This window comes from Pseudidiomarina tainanensis, assembly GCF_004214835.1.
GTDB lineage: Bacteria > Pseudomonadota > Gammaproteobacteria > Enterobacterales > Alteromonadaceae > Pseudidiomarina > Pseudidiomarina tainanensis.
Map to the genome: position 1 here is coordinate 195,769 of NZ_PIQJ01000002.1, position 18,016 is coordinate 213,784.

The 18,016-nt window shown below is 50.3% G+C and carries 14 protein-coding genes; 4 read left to right on the plus strand and 10 right to left on the minus strand.

Going from position 1 to position 18,016, the window contains the following annotated elements:
* Positions 1–19: 19 nt before the first annotated feature.
* Positions 20–484, plus strand: a complete 465-nt coding sequence (locus tag CWI82_RS09490) for a tRNA (cytidine(34)-2'-O)-methyltransferase (RefSeq protein ID WP_130203355.1) — start codon at positions 20–22, stop codon at positions 482–484.
* Positions 474–1,448 (plus strand): cation efflux pump FieF, encoded by a 975-nt coding sequence (gene fieF, locus CWI82_RS09495; protein WP_130203356.1) that lies wholly within the window; start codon positions 474–476, stop codon positions 1,446–1,448. Before CWI82_RS09490 ends, fieF begins: the two co-directional genes overlap by 11 nt.
* On the opposite strand, the gene CWI82_RS09500 is transcribed toward fieF, so the two are convergent.
* The 9 genes from CWI82_RS09500 to CWI82_RS09540 all read right to left on the minus strand — a co-directional run bounded on the left by CWI82_RS09500 (position 1,381) and on the right by CWI82_RS09540 (position 13,949).
* Positions 1,381–2,355 carry an alpha/beta hydrolase gene (locus CWI82_RS09500; protein WP_130203357.1) on the minus strand — a complete coding sequence of 325 codons (975 nt, stop codon included), beginning with the start codon at positions 2,353–2,355 and terminating at the stop codon, positions 1,381–1,383. The two genes, fieF and CWI82_RS09500, sit on opposite strands and share 68 nt — an antisense overlap.
* Complete coding sequence (locus CWI82_RS09505; protein ID WP_130203358.1) at positions 2,356–3,777, minus strand: sensor histidine kinase; 1,422 nt, start codon at positions 3,775–3,777, stop codon at positions 2,356–2,358. It abuts the gene before it with no gap.
* A gap of 7 nt (positions 3,778–3,784) precedes the next feature.
* A complete protein-coding gene (locus CWI82_RS09510) occupies positions 3,785–4,462 on the minus strand; it encodes a response regulator transcription factor (protein WP_126760043.1) in 678 nt (225 codons plus the stop codon).
* Positions 4,463–4,568: 106 nt separating this feature from the next.
* Positions 4,569–5,963 carry a nitrogen regulation protein NR(I) gene (gene ntrC / locus CWI82_RS09515; RefSeq protein ID WP_130203359.1) on the minus strand — a complete coding sequence of 465 codons (1,395 nt, stop codon included), beginning with the start codon at positions 5,961–5,963 and terminating at the stop codon, positions 4,569–4,571.
* On the minus strand, positions 5,956–7,137 hold the full coding sequence (gene glnL / locus CWI82_RS09520) for a nitrogen regulation protein NR(II) (protein WP_233340242.1): 1,182 nt from the start codon (positions 7,135–7,137) through the stop codon (positions 5,956–5,958). Before glnL ends, ntrC begins: the two co-directional genes overlap by 8 nt.
* A complete protein-coding gene (locus CWI82_RS09525; protein ID WP_130203361.1) occupies positions 7,109–7,699 on the minus strand; it encodes a DUF4124 domain-containing protein in 591 nt (196 codons plus the stop codon). Before CWI82_RS09525 ends, glnL begins: the two co-directional genes overlap by 29 nt.
* A gap of 29 nt (positions 7,700–7,728) precedes the next feature.
* Positions 7,729–9,141 (minus strand): glutamate--ammonia ligase, encoded by a 1,413-nt coding sequence (gene glnA, locus CWI82_RS09530; RefSeq protein WP_199286262.1) that lies wholly within the window; start codon positions 9,139–9,141, stop codon positions 7,729–7,731.
* A 730-nt stretch (positions 9,142–9,871) separates the two neighbouring features.
* Entirely contained in the window at positions 9,872–13,000 is a 3,129-nt protein-coding gene (locus tag CWI82_RS09535) for an efflux RND transporter permease subunit (RefSeq protein ID WP_130203362.1), read from the minus strand.
* The gene (locus CWI82_RS09540) at positions 12,993–13,949 is read right to left on the minus strand and encodes an efflux RND transporter periplasmic adaptor subunit (protein ID WP_165383916.1); all 957 of its coding nucleotides are present in this window, start codon (positions 13,947–13,949) and stop codon (positions 12,993–12,995) included. Before CWI82_RS09540 ends, CWI82_RS09535 begins: the two co-directional genes overlap by 8 nt.
* Positions 13,950–14,185: 236 nt before the next feature.
* Between CWI82_RS09540 and CWI82_RS09545 the strand changes: the two genes are divergently transcribed.
* Positions 14,186–15,232, plus strand: a complete 1,047-nt coding sequence (locus tag CWI82_RS09545; RefSeq protein WP_130203364.1) for a CNNM domain-containing protein — start codon at positions 14,186–14,188, stop codon at positions 15,230–15,232.
* An 88-nt stretch (positions 15,233–15,320) separates the two neighbouring features.
* Positions 15,321–17,159 (plus strand): translational GTPase TypA, encoded by a 1,839-nt coding sequence (gene typA / locus CWI82_RS09550; protein ID WP_130203365.1) that lies wholly within the window; start codon positions 15,321–15,323, stop codon positions 17,157–17,159.
* A 121-nt stretch (positions 17,160–17,280) separates the two neighbouring features.
* On the opposite strand, the gene CWI82_RS09555 is transcribed toward typA, so the two are convergent.
* A complete protein-coding gene (locus CWI82_RS09555) occupies positions 17,281–17,691 on the minus strand; it encodes a GreA/GreB family elongation factor (protein ID WP_130203366.1) in 411 nt (136 codons plus the stop codon).
* Positions 17,692–18,016 lie beyond the last annotated feature (325 nt).

Genomic DNA, 18,016 nt, shown 5'->3' on the forward strand with positions numbered 1-18,016 from the left:
TAAAGTGTCGAGTCTCGGAATGTTTCATATTGCTTTATTTAATCCCGTTATGCCTGCAAACACCGGCAATGTTATCCGCCTTGCGGCCAACAACGGCTGTACGTTGCACTTAATTGAGCCGCTAGGTTTTGATTTTGAAGAGAAGAAACTACGCCGCGCTGGGCTTGATTATCATGACTTAAGCCGCGTTGAGCGCTATCCTGATTTCAATGCATTTAAACAAGCCATGGGTGAGCGCACCATTTATGCGATTACCACCAAGGGCTCCCGCGGCTACGCTGAGGTGCAGTATCAGCCGGGCGATGTGTTGCTGTTTGGTTCTGAAACCAGCGGCTTAGCACCTGATGTGATGGCGCAGATTGCTCCAGAGCAGCGGATACGGATTCCCATGATGCCCAATAACCGCTCGCTGAATTTATCGAACTCGGTTGCGATTGTGAGTTATGAAGCGTGGCGACAACAAGGATTTACAGATGGCTGCTAATCAAGCACACGACAACTATGCATATTGGGTAAAAATTGCGACCCGCGCGTCAGTATCTGTCGCTTTTATTTTAATTGCGGTCAAAGTGGCAGCTTGGTTAATGACCGACTCCAGCAGTATGTTGGCGTCGTTAACCGACTCATTATTGGATAGTCTGGCTAGTTTATTCACCTTCTTTGCGGTGCGTTATGCAGTTCAGCCAGCTGATAACGAACATCGCTTTGGCCACGGCAAAGCCGAGTCACTCGCAGCGTTGGTGCAATCCGCACTCATCACCGGTTCGGCTATGTTGCTACTGATACACAGCGCGCAGCAGTGGATTCAAGGTACGCCGGTACACCAAGCTGAAATTGGCGTATATGTGTCAGTGTTTGCGATCGCGTTGACGCTTGGATTAGTGATTTTACAACGTATTGCGATTAAGAAAACCGGCTCGCAAGCGATTGCTGCGGATGCCCTGCATTTTTCCTCAGATTTATTGCTCAATAGTGCGGTTATCGTCGCTTTGATTTTAAGTGCTTATGGCTGGCTATGGGCCGATAGCGTTTTCGCTATCATTATTGCGATATTCTTGGCACAAGGTGCGGTTCGTATTGGTTGGGATGCCTTCCAATCGCTCATGGATCGTGAGTTACCAGAAGTCGAGAAGCAGCTCATTATCGATACCATTAAAGGCATTCAAGGTGTGCGTGGTTTGCATGGTTTAAAGACCCGTTCAGCGGGGCCGACCCGGTTTGTGCAATGCCATATTGAGCTGGACGACAACTTAAATCTGCGGCAAGCGCATGACATCGCCGACAAAGCCGAACTCGCTGTTGCCAACTTGTTCGACTATACCGACGTGATTATCCATATGGACCCGTTATCGGTAGTTCCGGTTGAACTGGATACCGAGGTTAGTTTGGCTGAAACCAGCCCAATACCGCATCAAGCGCCTGCTGACGGAAACGATCCGACTCCATAAATAATTCATGCTTGGCACCATCAATGCATTTCATTTGGCTTTGTTTGTTGCCAAGCTTTTCGAAGAATTCAAGTTGCTGGCGATTATCGACCACGCTGTCGGCGCCGGATTGCAGCATTAATACCGGCACTTCAATACGCTCGGCTTGCTGATGCGCAGCCCGAATGGCGCCAAAAGCTTGCGCTAACCAATTAAACGTTGGCCCACCGAGTTTCACTTCAGGGTTTTCCTCGTAGGCATCGCGAAACATTTGATAGCGTGTTTCGCTGTGAGTGAGCTCATTTTCATCAAATGGTACATGCACATAATCGGTCATACCAATGAAGTACCAAGGCTTGCGGGGGCTTATCCAACGATTCAACAATGCACCGCCAACGGCAATGGTTTTCGCCAACCACTGCGGTGTGTCACCCGTCAGTATGCCGAGCATCGGCGAAGAGAATACGGCTTTGCGGATGCTATGCTTATGCTGTGCTAAGTACAATGCGCTGATGGCACCCCCCATCGAGTGGGCTAATAAATAGTGGGGTACACGCGGAAAGTAGCGCGTCGCCTCTTGCACCACAGCATCTAAGTCATCCACAAAATCTTGAAATTGATCGATATGCCCGTGATGCGGATTGTTACTGAGACGATCCGAGAAACCTTGCCCACGATGATCGACCACAGCAACCGCATAGTTCGATTGCGCCAGTTGCCACACCAGCTCTTGATATTTTAATGCCGCTTCAATGCGCCCAGGGCAGATAATGACAAGCCCTTGCGGATGCACTGGGCGATGCAAGAACCAATGCAACACCACGCCATCAGGGCGAGCTAAATGGTGAACTTCAACGTGGTCGCGCCAAAACGGCTGAATTTGTTGGGAATAAAAGCGTATCCATTGCGGGTCTTCATCCGTGTACATTTAATTCGACTCCTGCGGCTCCTGTTCTGGCGCATCAGCTTGTTCTTGCTCGGCTTCGGTTGCGGTGTCAAACGGCACAATTGGCAAGTTTACCGAGACTTCGAGGCCACCTTCTGGATGGTTGCGAGCAGTTACCGAACCGCCCAACACATTCGCAGCTCGTAAGCTTAGTGCCATTCCAAGGCCAACGCCAGCTTTATGATGGCGCGATGGATCACCGCGGAAAAATGGTTCGAATAGTTGCGCTAGCTGAGCTTCTGGCACGCCGTCGCCATGGTCGCGCACCAAAATCGTAAACGCTGCATCGTTGTGGCGCACGCAATCAAGCTCGATGATGCCAGCGGTATATTGCAATGCGTTTCGAACGAGGTTCTCAATCACCAAGCGCAATAATTCATCATCGGTTGCCGTAACGGGCCAGTCGGCATCAAGAACAATCACGCGTTCGCCGTATTTCGTGTCGACATAGGCGAGATCGGCCGCGAGAGTTTTTGCCAGCGCATGGGTATCGACAGGTTGCGGATCAAGCTTCACCAAGCCGTTCTCCAGCCGTGATAATGACAGTATTCGTTCAATGATGGTTCCGAGCCGATCCACATCGCGACTCATTTGGGTGAGATGTGGATTCGCATCCGGGTTGTCGTCGTCTTGGCTCAGCATGAGTGCGACTTGCATACGTGCCAGCGGTGAACGTAGTTCGTGCGATACGTCACTCAAAAGACGACGCTGGGCATCGCGCGACACTTTTAAATCGTGGGCCGCAGTTTCTAGCGCACGAGCTAATTCGCCGAGTTCATCGGTACGGCGCGGCAAACGCTTGAGGTGCAGTTTGTCGGCACCGGCGGCTATTTCGCGGGTTGCACTGATTAGTCGCTTTAACGGTAATACCAACCAAAAACCAAGCAACACGGCAATCAAGAGTGAGCCAAATACCAGTACCATGGTTTGTGCTTGTTCAGCACGCTCTGAGTTCACCTGTTGATCCACACGTTCGTCTTCGGTGAGCGGCCGAACTAACAAAATGCGCTGATTTTCTAATACAAATGGCCCAACCAACATACCGTTTGGCAAACGCAATTGCTCGGCCCGGTTCGCATCGAGTTGACGCAGTAATTCACGGCGATAGGTATTCGCCAAGTTGGGCTCGAGCTGCAAGCGATTGGGCCCTTCCTCAGGGGTTACTGCGGCGGCCACGCGGTAGTTTCCGGCCAATAATCGGCCTGGTGTTAGCGAAGCAAACGTCGTTTGATCGCTCAGGAGTGGCGAGAGTGTCTCTTGAACTTCTTGCGGTAATGGTTTCGCTGTTTCTGGTTGAGCATACCAAATCGCTAATAAGAAACCGCTACTGGCCACTGCAAATAGCAGCGCCCAGAATAGCAGTAACAGCCGAAGCGTTAGCGAGTGGTACCAGCGAATTTGCATGCGCGCCTCACGCTAATTGAAGTAGGCGGTAGCCTCGGCCACGAACGGTTTGAATGCGCTCTGGATTATGGTCGATTTTCTTACGGATATTACTGATATGCACGTCGAGGCTGCGGTCAAACGGTGCCAACTGACGACCTAACGCTGCAACGGATAATTGATCCTTGCTGACCACTTGGCCTTTGCCTTGTACCAAGGCACGAAGGATATCGAACTCGGTTGGCGTCAACTCCAGCAATTGTTCATCGCAACGCACTTCGTTTTGCAGTGGATTCACATGGAAACCTGCGTACTCGAGTGGCTCTGGGCGCACTGAGGTATTTGGTGTGCGACGCAACAATGCTTTCACGCGTGCGACGAGCTCGCGCGGGTTAAATGGCTTCGGCAAATAATCGTCAGCGCCAAGTTCGAGACCTTGTACGCGATCGTCATCATCGCCGCGCGCAGTTAACATGAGTACCGGCGTGCTGCGTAACTGCTGACGCAAGCGTTGTAATAACTGAAAGCCATCGATACCCGGCAACATCACATCCAGTAGAATCAAGTCATAAGAGCCGCTCAATGCGCGTTGCAGGCCAATTTCACCATCTGGCGCGAGCGTCAATTGATACCCCTCCTTGGTGAGAATTTGTTCCAACATACTGCTTAATTCTGCATCATCATCTACAAGTAATAACTTAGTCATGGGATGTCGTCCTGCGTATTTGTCTACAGCTTATAATCGGTGTTCTTAATTATGTAAAGATTCGGCGTCGCTTGATACCGTGTTTACAGAACTTTTACCGGTGCTGTTATTTGATTTCGTTGAGTTTGCGCGCAACTGTATTGCGGCCCCAACCCAACAATTCGGCGGCTCGTTGCTTGTGCCCTTCCGTGTGTTCTAAGGCAACATCAAGCGCTAACCGTTCAATACTAGGTAGCAGGTCATCTAAGATATGGGTTTCACCTGCTGCACACCGAGTTTCTAACTCGCTACGCAACAGTGTATACCATTGGGCGGAATTTTCCTGCGGCATTTTGCCGCTTTCAGGAAATAAATCTTCAGGTAAATCAGGCACATCGATAGTGTGCCCCGGTGCCATCACCGTCAGCCAGCGGCAGGTATTTTCTAGTTGTCGGACGTTTCCCGGCCACGGCGCTTGTTGCAACACCTGCTCTGCCTCCGCAGTTAAGCGCTTCGGGGCGCCGCCGAGTTCTTTAGCGGCATTTTGCAAAAAGTGTTGGGCTAATTGTGGAATATCTTCGCGGCGCTCAGCCAAGCTTGGTAGTTGCAGGCGAATCACATTTAAGCGATGAAACAGATCTTCACGAAATGCGCCTTCAGTCACCCGTTGTTCTAAGTGTTGATGCGTTGCGGCAATAATGCGCACATCAACTTTAACCGGTTGATAGCTACCCACCGGATAAAACTGCCCTTCGGCCAATACCCGCAGTAAGCGCGTTTGCACGGCCAGCGGCATATCGCCAATTTCATCGAGAAACAGGGTGCCGCCGTGCGCTTGTTCAAAGCGCCCTTGGCGTTTTTGCGTGGCACCGGTGAAGGCACCTTTTTCGTGGCCGAATAACTCCGACTCAATCAGATCAGCGGGAATCGCCGCCATATTCAAGGCAATAAACGGCTTGTTGGCGCGTGGGCTATGCTGATGCAAAGCGCGGGCAACCAACTCTTTTCCGCTACCGGAAGCACCGGTAATCAGCACCGTGACGCTGGAATGGGACAAACGACCAATTGCCCGGAATACGTCTTGCATGGCTGGCGCGTTGCCAATCATTTCGCGTACTTCTGTGCTGTTGTTCGCGTCATCTGCTGGCGTTTGTGCGGACGATTCCCGAGTTAACGCGCGGCTAACCGTATGCACCACTTCGTCTAAATCAAATGGCTTGGCCAAATACTCAAAGGCACCGCCTTGAAAGGCACTAACCGCTGAATCAAGGTCTGAGTGGGCCGTCATCACAATCACCGCCACTTGCGGAAACTCGGTGGATACTTTGCGCAATACTTGCAAGCCGTCAGCACCGGGCATGCGGATATCGGTGAGTAATACTTTTGGCACGTCTTGCCGCAGCGCGTCGTACAGGCTTTGAGCATCGGCGAAACTTTCCGTCGCTAAACCAGCGCGCGCCAAAGCACGTTCTAGTACCCAGCGAATCGAGCTGTCGTCATCTAATATCCATATCTCACTCACGGCCGCTACCTTTTTGGCTGGTTGGGTTGTGTTTATCGGCTACCGGCGTCTCAACGCGGGTTTCGATATAGGGTAAATACACGCTAAATTCGGTGTGCCCGGGTTCAGAGCTGACTTCGATTTTACCGACGTGTTGGTGCACGAGGTTTTGCGCAATCGACAGGCCAAGGCCAGTGCCGCCAGCGCGCCCACTCACCATCGGGTAAAACAGGGTATCGCGCAGCGCGGGTGAAATGCCGGGGCCATTGTCTTGCACCACCACCACTGCGCATTGCCGATAACGGGTACCGTGAATGGTTTGTTGATGCACAATGCGGGTGCGTAAACTAATTGTCGGCGCTGGAGTCTGGCTTTCCTGCAACGCATCACAAGCATTCATAACCAGATTAAGGAACACTTGCTCGAGTTGTTCCGCCGCCATGGTTAAGTCGGGCAAGCTAGGGTCATAGTCTTTCACCCATCGAATGCGCTGGCCGACGTCAAGCCGCGAAATTTGAACCACGTGCTCTAACAGTTCATGAATATTGGCCGGCTCGTGCGACTGAATTTGATTTGAGCCCAGCATGCGGTCCACCAACGTGCTTAAACGATCGGCCTGACGAATAATTAAATCGGTGTACTCACGCAATTCAGGGTCATCAAGCTCGCCGGCAAGCAGTTGCGCTGCACCACGCAAGCCGCCCAGTGGGTTTTTAATTTCATGCGCAAGCCCGCGCACCATACTTTGCGCAGCTTGCAGCTGTTGTTGCTGACGCGTTTCTTGATTGATGCGGCGTATTTGATCAATTTGCCGCAACTCAAGCAAAATCGTCAGGCGACCGTCGGGTTGCCGTAACGGCTGGGCGATAAACTCAATGGTGATGCGCTGACCGTCATGGAGCACTAGCGACACGTCGCTGTCGGAAACAGACTGTTCATCTTGTAACGCGTGTTGCACCACAGCAGGCTCAAGACTGCTGAAATGAAATAAGCTGAAAAAGGGTTGTTGCTGAAAACGCCGCAAACTGCCATCCAAAATCGCTTCGGCGGCAGCATTCATGTATTCAATATGGAGGTGCTCATCCAGCAAGATAACCGCTGTGAGCAATTGATTTAACTGCGGTTGCACCACCGTGGTGCAATCGCTAACAGGCGTGCTGTCACGCTCAAGCTCCGCCGCCACTTTGACCTGCACCGGATATCGCCACGCGCAACACATACACCACCAAGGTGTCTGAGCGAGCGACAGCCTGACCATTTGCGTCAACAATTTGCAGATGAATACGACGTTCACCGCGCGCCACATCCATGAGCGTTGCCTGATTACTATCGGCACCTGTCCACGACTTCACGCCATCAACGAATAGTTCATACTGATAGCCTTCTGGCAGACGTTCTGGCTCCGATTGCCAAAGCACATCGAACTGCCCGTTGTTCGCACGAATCGGCGCCTGATATTCAGGCGAGGTGATAGTCACCGAGAATTCAGTTGGCACGGCATCGGCTGATGCCGGCCCTGATTGCGCTTGTAAAGCTTGTGGCTGCTCGGTTGGAGTAGCCACAGTTAGTTTCGCGAACTCTGTCACTGGCGCCGCTTCCACCTCAACTTTCTCAGCACCTTGAACGGGCTGATCGGTATAGGTCACGGTACCATCTGCATTACGTTTTTTGTAAACCTGCGCCGTTGTTGGATCAACGTGCAGCGCCAAGCCAATTAAAAAAGTTAACAGAATGGCTGCAAGTGCCAGTGGTTTCATTGTTCACGCGCTCCTTAAACGCTATTTCGTTAGACGCTGTAGTACAGGTCAAACTCAATTGGGTGCGTGGTCATTTTCAGTTTCATCACTTCGTGGTGACGTAACTTAATGTACGCATCAATCATGTCGTCAGTGAATACGCCGCCGGCAGTTAAGAATTCGCGATCTTTATCCAACGCTTCCAACGCCATTTCTAATGAATGACATACGGTTGGAATTTCTTTCGCTTCTTCTGCTGGCAAGTCGTATAAGTCTTTATCCATCGCATCGCCAGGGTGGATCTTGTTTTTGATACCGTCAAGACCAGCCATCAACAATGCTGCAAAGCACAAGTACGGGTTAGCCGCTGGGTCAGGGAAACGTACTTCGATACGACGTGCTTTTGCGCTCGCTACAACCGGAATACGAATTGACGCAGAACGGTTACGTGCTGAGTAAGCCAACATTACTGGTGCTTCGAAACCTGGGACCAAACGCTTGTACGAGTTGGTGGTTGGGTTACAGAAAGCGTTCAAGGCACGTGCGTGCTTGATAATACCGCCAATGTAATACAACGCCATTTCGCTCAAACCGCCGTACTGGTCGCCCGCGAACAAGTTCTTGCCATCTTTGCTGATTGACATGTGAACGTGCATACCAGAACCGTTATCGCCAACTAATGGCTTCGGCATAAAGGTTGCTGTCATACCGTATGAGTGTGCCACGTTGTGCACCACATACTTGTAGATTTGAATTTCGTCAGCTTTTTTCACCAAGGTGTTGAAGCGAGTTGCCACTTCGTTCTGACCAGCAGTTGCCACTTCATGGTGGTGCGCTTCAACCACTAAGCCCATGTCTTCCATCACGGTGCTCATAGTGCTACGAATGTCGTGCGCTGAATCAACTGGTGGTACTGGGAAGTAACCGCCTTTCACACCCGGACGGTGCGCCAAGTTACCGTCTTTGTATTCTTTACCTGAGTTCCACTTCGCTTCTTCTGCTTCAATTTTGTAGAAGCTACCGCTCATATCGGTGTGGAAACGCACGTCGTTGAACAAGAAGAATTCTGGCTCTGGACCAAACAATGCGGTGTCACCAATTCCCATGCTTTGCAAATATTCTTCTGCACGACGCGCAATTGAACGCGGGTCACGGTCATAACCTTGCATGGTGTCTGGTTCTAAGATGTCACACACGACGTTCATGGTTACTTCGTCAGTGAACGGGTCCAGTACAATTGAGCTGCAGTCAGGCATTAACACCATGTCCGACTCATTGATGCCTTTCCAGCCACCAATTGACGAACCGTCAAACATTTTGCCTTCTTCAAAGAACTCTTCGTTAATTTGCGAAACCGGGATGGTCACATGCTGTTCTTTACCTTTGGTATCGGTAAAGCGTAAATCCACGAATTTGACATCGTGTTCTTCAATGTAAGCCATAACGTCTTGTGGTGTTGTCATGTGATCCTCCGCGATCGTGCATGTACTTGTTTCAAAAATGAGTATAGCAAGCTTTGATGTTCTTGCTTGCGCCTTTGCACCAAATTAAAGCAAAAACGATGCCAAGATTGGATTTGGCTCATTTTTCAATAGGTTACAGTTGTTTATATACGGTTGTGGTGCTGGCTAATGGCTAATTATGCACCATTGTAGTGCAAATCGATGCACCACGGAAGTGCAAAAGATTAAAAGCATTGTTCGTTATTGGTTATTCGTTATTGGTTATTCGTTATTCGGAAAGACCAAAGACCAAAGAGAAAGAGATAGTGTCTATAATCGACATATTATCAGATACTTTTGAGTCGACACGGTTACAAAGCGGACCTCGTATTCAAAGTACTCTTGATATAGAGGTGTATCCCTTTTTATTTTTTGTGTTCAGTTGCAGCTTTTCTGCTTCAAAAACACCCCTCTTATTTGTAACAGTAAAGCTGCAACTGAACGCTATTTTTTATAAGAGACTACATCGATGACCTACCCAAATTAAATGGCCTCTCGACAACGTATTGTTTGGAATTGAGATCTGGAGAATTGAAGTTCTGCTTCTGATTCTGGTTTGGGCTTTTGGCTTTGGGCTTTGGGGTTTGGGGTTAGCGAACAGGGCGTAGCCCGGACGAACAGCGTAGCGCACGAAGCACGAACTACGCTGTTTAGGGTTTCGTTTTTCCGAATAACCAATAACGACTAACGATTAACGTTCTTTAAGCTGTCGGCGCCGGAGGAGCGACGCATACAACAGCGGGATAACGACGAGTGTTAACGCCGTTGACACCGCGATGCCGAAAATCAAACTCACGGCGAGGCCGTTGAAAATCGGGTCATCGAGGATGAAGAACGCACCCATCATGGCGGCAATGGCGGTCAAGGTGATTGGTTTGGCGCGCACGACGGCGGCTTCAATCACGGCGGTGTTGAGATCTTTGCCGGCGGCAACTTCCTCGCGGATAAAATCAACCAGCAAGATCGAGTTCCGCACAATGATACCGGCCAAGGCAATCATGCCAATCATGGAGGTGGCGGTAAATTGCGCACCCAAAAGAGCATGGCCTGGCATGATGCCAATCAGCGTCAGCGGGATTGGCGCCATGATCACCAACGGCGTCATGTAGCTACCAAAGTGGCCGACAACGAGCACGTAAATCAGCAACAAGCCAACGGCGTAGGCTAAGCCCATGTCGCGGAATGTTTCGTAGGTGATTTGCCATTCGCCGTCCCATTTCAGGGCAGTTTCGTTCCAAATGTCCGGCTGCGCAATAAAGGTTTGCGGCAACGCAATATCGCCTGCGGCGTCGAATAGGCCATAAAGCGGACTATCTAAGTCGCCTGCCATATCTGCTGTCACGTAAACCACAGGGCGCAAATCTTTGTGGTACACCGGCTGTGCATAAGGGCGTTGCTCACGCTCGATTAACTCCGCAATGGGAATGGCTTGGCCGCTGGTTTGACTGGTTACGGTTAAGCTTTCGAGTTGAGCGAGCTGACCTTGCCAATCAGCTGGCAAACGCAACTTCACCGGTACTGGTTGGGTTTGCCCTTCGAGTGCTAAGTAGGTGACATTCATGCCGCCAAGAGCAGTTTGTAACACCTGCACCACCTGTCCAGCGCTCACGCCAAGTTGGGCTGCGCGTTCACGGTTCACTTCCCAGACTTCTTCAGTTGCTTCAGCTACTAAGGTACTGTCGATATCGACCACACCTTCAGTGGTGCGCATTTGCGCCAATACGTCGCGGGCACCGAGTTCACGTGCCGCTGCCGATGGCCCGTAAATTTCTGCCACAATAGGTGCCAACACCGGTGGGCCAGGCGGCACTTCAACAATTTTTAGCGATGCGCCAACGGCTTCCGCAATCGGAGTCAGCATTGGGCGAATAGCTAAGGCGATTTCATGACTGGCGCGAGCGCGCTCACCCAATTCTGCCAGCGTCACTTGAATATCACCCATGTTGGCCGCTTGACGCAGATAATATTGGCGCACGAGACCATTGAAGCCGATCGGCGATGCGGTTCCGGCATAGATCTGCGTGCCCACAACTTCTTCCACGTCATCGAGCTTTTGTGCAAGTTGCATCAGTACCGCGTTGGTGTCTTCTAAGCTACTGCCCTCTGGCATATCGAGCACCAGTTTGATTTCGCTCTTGTTATCAAACGGCAACATTTTCATCACCACCGCTTGCACCACCGTAAGGCCCATCATCAGCACAATCAGTGCAATTAAGCCAAAGCCCATGAAGTAGCGACGCTTCCGATGCGTCAGTAGCGGCTGCATGATGCGATTAAAGAAGTTATGAAGCTTACTGTTTTGCGCTTCCCCTTCATGGTGTTCGTCTTTGAGCAAATGACGTGCTAACCAGGGCGTTACTGTTAAAGCAATGATTAACGACAGCAACATACCCAATGAAGCATTAATCGGGATAGGGCTCATGTACGGGCCCATCAGGCCGCTGACAAAAGCCATAGGTAACAACGCCGCGATAACGGTGAAGGTAGCTAAAATGGTTGGGCCGCCAACTTCATCAACAGCCGAAGGAATTGCTGTTTTGAGGGATTTACCCAGGCCTAAATGACGGTGGATGTTTTCCACCACCACAATGGCATCGTCCACCAAAATACCGATGGAGAAAATCAGCGCGAACAGCGACACGCGGTTTAGGGTAAAGCCCCACGCCCAGGAGGCGAACAAGGTCATCGCAAGGGTTAATACCACCGCACTGCCGACGACCACAGCTTCGCGTTTACCCAGCGTCAGCAATACCAATGCGACGACTGAAATCGTTGCGAAAATCAGTTTTTGAATCAGCTTTGAGGCTTTGTCATCTGCGGTTTGGCCATAGTTACGCGTCACATCAATTGTCAACTCTGGCGGCAACCATTGCTGCTTTAAGGTGTCGAGGCGCGCGAGAACTTCTTGCGCCACCACCACGGCATTCTCGCCAGCCTTTTTGGTGACTGTCAGCGTTACCGCTGGCTGCGCTTCACCGCCAGTTGGGCGCGACCAAACATAGCGTGATGGCACCACTGCAGCGCTACTAATTTCGGCGACTTGCTCAAGGCGCACCGGCTTACCGTCAACGTTGGCAACAATCAGATGCCGCAACGTATGCACGCTATCAATGAAGCTACTCGCTTGCACTGGAATCTGCTGACCTTGTGCCAAACGGTAACCGGCTTGAGCACTTTGGTTTTGACCAGCCAGCGCTTGACTCACTGCATTGAAATCCAGACCAATGCGGCTCAATGCGGTGTTATCGAGGGTCACGTTGATTTGCTCAGGCTCCGCGCCAATAACACTCACTTCGCGCACGCCATTCACGTTCTGCAAAGGTTCAACTAACGTGTCGGCGACCGATTTTAAATCCAATCCATCAGCGGTGATCGTCAAACCCAAAATCGGTACGTCATCGATACCACGCGCTTTGACTAACGGTTGTGAGAAATTTGGATGACGCACTTGCCAGCTAGCCAAGCTATCAAACAACTCAACTAACGCTTTGTCTCGCGCCACGCCCACTTCAAATTGCACAGTAACCAAGGCTTGGCCGGGTTGTGACACTGAATAGATGTGCTCAATACCCTGCATGCGTGCGAAATGTTGTTCCAGTGGCGTTGCTAGTTGGTCTTCGACCTGACTAACTGCGGCACCCGGAAAAGCGACCATGACATCAGCCATGGTCACGTCAATTTGTGGTTCTTCTTCACGCGGCGTGATCAGTGCCGCCATGATGCCTAATACGAGGCCAAAAATTGCTAACAGTGGTGTGAGCTGCGAGCGTTCACCCCATGCCGCAAATTTACCTGCGATACCAAGGGGTTTATTACTCATAGCTAATCACCTCGCCAGCTTTTAAGCCGCTGACCACCTCAACTTGGCCGTTTTGACTTAAACCTAAACGCACAGCGCGCCAGCTTTTGTCTTGCATGCGCACCATGGTGAGTTCGCCTTGGTGATAAATCGCTGCAGTTGGCACTTGCACCCCTTGGTGCTCGCCAACCTTTACGATTACCGGCTGCCATTGACCCGGCATCAAGCCGCTGTCTTGTGGTAATACAAGGCGCATGCGCACAGTACTTGATTGACTATGCACCGTTGGGAATACTTGTTGCGAGGTTGGCTCTAAGCCATTCACACGAGCCCACTGATAGGTGGTTGCCGCTTGGGCATAACGGGCTGGCAGATCCACGTGCAAGCGCAATTCGCTCGGGTCAAAACCAGAGAGTAACGGGGTGCCCGGTTGCACGAGTTCACCCGGCTCGACCAAACGTTCGCTGACAATACCGCCGTATGGCGCTTTCACTTCGGTATAACTTAACTGCTCTTGCGCGCGCTCAACTGCGGCACGGGCTGAGCGAAGCTGTGCTTTGGCATTATCTAAACGCGCCTTGGCACGGTCGCGCTCGGCAACTGGCACCAATTCACGTTCAACTAAGCTGGTAATGCGGTCAAACTCTTGCTGTTCCGCAACCAATGTCGCTTGTGCCGCAGCCACCTGAGCTTGAGCTTGGGTGAGCATTTGATATTGTTCAACTGAGGTGATGGTCAGAATCGTTGCGCCAGCCGGCACGTTGTCGCCCACATCAACCAAAACTTTTTCAACTCGGCCAGACACTTGGGCCGATACAGTTGCACTGTTGGTTGACTCTACAAGCCCTTGCAAACGCAGGTACTCAGCAATAGTGGTTGGCTGAATTTGGTACTCAGCCGCACTAGCTGAGGTCGCCACACTGGCGGTACTGACAACAAACAGGGCGGCTGCCCACGCACGCAATGACATATTCATCTCCTTGCCGAATTTTGCTCAGTCAAATTTCGTAAATAGCTAAAATTAACCTAAGTATAGAGCAAAAAACGGCAAGTGTGGATGATTTATTTCGTGTTTATCTAAAATAACCTGAAAGCTATATTATATAAGGCTTAAAGCCAATTACATGAGGCTGATCCAACAAGATCTATTGTGTGAGAACCAAGGCTCTGCCAGAATATCGCTTTCTTTGTTAACGAAGCGAGCACATGTTTCTTTTAATTGTTTTTGCCTTTATTGCCGTTGGTATTTCATTTTTATGCTCTATTTTAGAGGCGGCACTTCTCTCGATTACCCCTAGTTATGTGGCGCAATTAAAAGAGCAACGGCCCAAGCTGCACGCGAAGTTACAAGACTTAAAAACCAATATTGACCGCCCGTTAGCAGCCATTTTAACGCTCAATACAGTGGCGCATACCGCCGGTGCGGCAGGTGTTGGTGCTCAAGTTGGCGTGGTCTTCGGTGATGGTTATTTAGCGATTGCCTCAGCCGTCATGACGGTGTTGATTTTGGTGCTTTCCGAAATCTTACCGAAAACTATCGGCGCGAAATTCTGGCGTCAACTCGCGCCGATGCTGCCTGGTATCCTAAATTTCTTGATTATGATTCTACGCCCGTTTATTTGGATGTCGGATCAAATCACCAAACGCATTGGCGGCGAAGAACATGTGGATGTGCGTTCAGAAATAAAGGCGTTAGCGACTTTAGGTCATGAACAAAAATTGATTGATGCTGATGAGCGTCGAGTCATTGGGAACATGCTTGATTTACATACCATTCGCGTCCGCGATGTGATGACGCCGCGCACCGTATGTGAGTCGGTGCGTCCTGACGAAACTATCAGCGAATTTTTATATCGCGCCAAATCGATGCCGTATTCACGCTTCCCAGTGATTGATGCTGATGAAGTACCACACGGCATTATCTTGCGTAACGAAGCATTAGAGTCTGACAGTGACAAGACCATTAATGAACTAGCGCGTGATGTCGAAGTTGTGGCCGAAACCGTCAATGTCGAGCAAGTGATGCGCATGCTACTGGACCAACGCCAGCATATGGCCTTGGTATTTGACGAACATGGTACGTGGATGGGTGTCGTCACTTTAGAGGATATTATTGAGACGATTCTCGGCCAACCGATCATGGATGAAACCGATACCATCCCGAGCCTACGCCGCTATGCGCAGCAACGTTGGGACAAACGTTTGAAGCAATCAGCGGCGGATGAGAATCACGCCACCAACGAAAAAAACTAGCTTGTATAACTGCGCGCGCGTATAATACGCCGCTATTTTAACCAATGGCGGCTCATCCCGTCTCCTCGTGTTTTTACAGGCTTTATCAATGACAATTCAAGCGACTGAACTTTCCAAGCTGCGTAATATTGCAATTATTGCGCACGTTGACCATGGCAAAACAACCTTGGTTGATAAACTTCTTCAGCAATCGGGCACTTTAGAGAGCCGCGGTGGCGTAGAAGAACGCATCATGGACTCCAACGATCTTGAGAAAGAACGTGGCATCACCATTTTGGCGAAGAACACCGCGGTAAATTACAAAGACTACCGCATCAACATTCTCGACACGCCAGGACACGCCGATTTCGGTGGTGAAGTAGAGCGCGTATTGTCAATGGCAGACTCAGTATTGTTGGTTGTTGACGCCGTTGACGGCCCAATGCCACAAACCCGTTTCGTGACCCAAAAAGCGTTCGCGCACGGCTTGAAGCCCATTGTCGTTATCAACAAGATTGACCGCCCAGGCGCACGTCCTGATTGGGTTATGGACCAAGTATTCGACTTGTTCGATAACTTAGGCGCAACCGACGAACAATTAGATTTCCCAGTGGTTTATGCTTCTGCATTAAACGGTTGGGCAACTTTGGATTACAACGAACAAACCGACAACATGACGGCGTTGTTCGAAACCATTCTCGAGAAAGTATCACCACCTGATGCAGACCGCGACGGTGCGTTGCAAATGCAAATTTCACAGCTTGATTACTCAAGCTACGTGGGCATTATCGGTATCGGCCGAATCAAGCGTGGTACCTTGAAACTGAACCAGCAGGTTACCATTGTTGGTGCTGACGGCACCAAGCGTAACGGCAAAGTGGGTCAAATTTTTGGTTACTTGGGCCTTGACCGTATCGAAACGGACCAAGCAAGCGCTGGCGATATCGTCGCGGTAACCGGTTTGGGCGAATTGAAGATTTCTGACACCGTGTGCGCGGCAGGTACCGTTGAAGCGTTGCCAGCACTGACTGTTGATGAGCCAACGGTAACGATGACCTTCCAGGTCAACACCTCACCGTTCGCGGGTAAAGAAGGTAAGTTCGTAACTTCTCGTCAGATTCTTGAGCGTTTGCAGCAAGAATTGAAACACAACGTTGCATTGCGCGTTGAAGAAACCGACAACCCTGACCGTTTCCGTGTGTCTGGTCGTGGTGAATTGCACTTAGGCGTATTGATTGAAAACATGCGTCGTGAAGGTTTCGAATTAGCGGTATCACGCCCTGAAGTTATCATGCGTGAAGTGAACGGCGTGAAAGAAGAGCCGTTTGAAAACTTAACCGTGGACATCGAAGAGCAGCATCAAGGTTCAGTCATGGAAAAACTTGGCTTGCGTAAAGCTGAGATGACCAACATGACTCCAGATGGTAAAGGCCGTATCCGTATCGACTTTATCGTACCAAGCCGTGGTTTGATTGGCTTCCAAACTGAATTCATGACGTTGTCGTCAGGTACCGGTTTGATGTACCACAGCTTTGACCACTACGGCCCATTTAAAGGCGGTAACATTGGTCAGCGTATCAACGGCGTATTGATTTCAAATGCCCAAGGTAAAGCTTTGGCCTACGCATTGTTTAACTTGCAAGAGCGCGGTCGCCTGATGATTGGCCACGCTGAAGAAGTATACGAAGGTATGGTGATTGGTATTCACAGCCGTTCAAACGACCTGACTGTAAACTGTTTGAAAGGTAAGCAGCTCACCAACATCCGTGCCGCTGGTACCGATGACGCATTATTGTTGACCCCGCCAATTCGTATGTCGCTTGAGCAAGCGCTTGAGTTTATCGATGACGACGAATTGGTCGAAATCACACCAAAATCAATTCGTATTCGTAAGCGTATGCTCACTGAAAACGAACGTAAACGCGCTAGCCGTAGCAAAGACGACTAAGCACTGTTTGCAAGCAAAAAGGGCGCCTCAGGAGGCGCCCTTTTCTTAGTCGTCGCTTTTATTCTTCTTCTCACGACGTTTTTCTTTCAGTGTTTTCTGTGGCTTCTTTTTCGCCTTTTCTTTACTCATTGCTCGCTCCTTTGCGATTGAGTGCCATTAATCGCCAGCGACTCTCGCTAGCCCCTGAAACAACCGGAAACTCTGCGCCTAACGGCAATGCAAGTAGTGCCAACCCAATCGGAGACAGGTATGAAACAAGGCCCTGATTCGGGTTGGCACGACTTGGCTCGACAAGTTGAAAAGTGACTACCTCGCCAGCACACCCATGCTGGAAAAGCTGCCGAATCGTCACTTCTGATCCGATTTCGACACACGGGTGAATACGCGATTGTGGTTGTTGCAACAGCTCAAGGCGATGCAACAAATCATTGAGCAATAACGGGTGCTGGAGCACACGATGCTGCTGGCACTGAAACAGGTGGTGATTAATACACGAGGTTGAGTTGCAATAACTCATAACACGCGCAAGCACGGCATTTTCTCCTACCGAACTGAAACACAAAAAATTAGGTTTTGGGAATAACTACGGACGCCGACTGCGGTTGCGCAATCGGCTTAAATTGGAAAGGTAAGTGCGGTACTTTGAATTGAAAAATCGGCTTTAAACATGGTGTCCTCTCTAAGCGGAACAGACCATAGCCCTTCCCGCTGAGAAAGGCAAGCTTAAAGCCAAATACATACGAATCTACTCACAGAGGAGTATTGCATATTGCAATGTATGTCGCATTATGCAATATATTAATGTCGCAAAGCGCAACTACACTCAAAGCTAGACAATAGCGTAACCTGCTTTTACT

Coding starts and splice junctions, on each gene's coding strand:
- CWI82_RS09545 (WP_130203364.1), top strand. CDS start 14,186: ATGTTTCTTTTAATTGTTTTTGCCTTTATTGCCGTTGGTATTTCATTT.
- glnA (WP_199286262.1), bottom strand. CDS start 9,141: ATGACAACACCACAAGACGTTATGGCTTACATTGAAGAACACGATGTC.
- CWI82_RS09525 (WP_130203361.1), bottom strand. CDS start 7,699: ATGAAACCACTGGCACTTGCAGCCATTCTGTTAACTTTTTTAATTGGC.
- CWI82_RS09505 (WP_130203358.1), bottom strand. CDS start 3,777: ATGCAAATTCGCTGGTACCACTCGCTAACGCTTCGGCTGTTACTGCTA.
- CWI82_RS09535 (WP_130203362.1), bottom strand. CDS start 13,000: ATGAGTAATAAACCCCTTGGTATCGCAGGTAAATTTGCGGCATGGGGT.
- fieF (WP_130203356.1), top strand. CDS start 474: ATGGCTGCTAATCAAGCACACGACAACTATGCATATTGGGTAAAAATT.
- CWI82_RS09510 (WP_126760043.1), bottom strand. CDS start 4,462: ATGACTAAGTTATTACTTGTAGATGATGATGCAGAATTAAGCAGTATG.
- CWI82_RS09490 (WP_130203355.1), top strand. CDS start 20: ATGTTTCATATTGCTTTATTTAATCCCGTTATGCCTGCAAACACCGGC.
- typA (WP_130203365.1), top strand. CDS start 15,321: ATGACAATTCAAGCGACTGAACTTTCCAAGCTGCGTAATATTGCAATT.
- CWI82_RS09500 (WP_130203357.1), bottom strand. CDS start 2,355: ATGTACACGGATGAAGACCCGCAATGGATACGCTTTTATTCCCAACAA.
- CWI82_RS09540 (WP_165383916.1), bottom strand. CDS start 13,949: ATGTCATTGCGTGCGTGGGCAGCCGCCCTGTTTGTTGTCAGTACCGCC.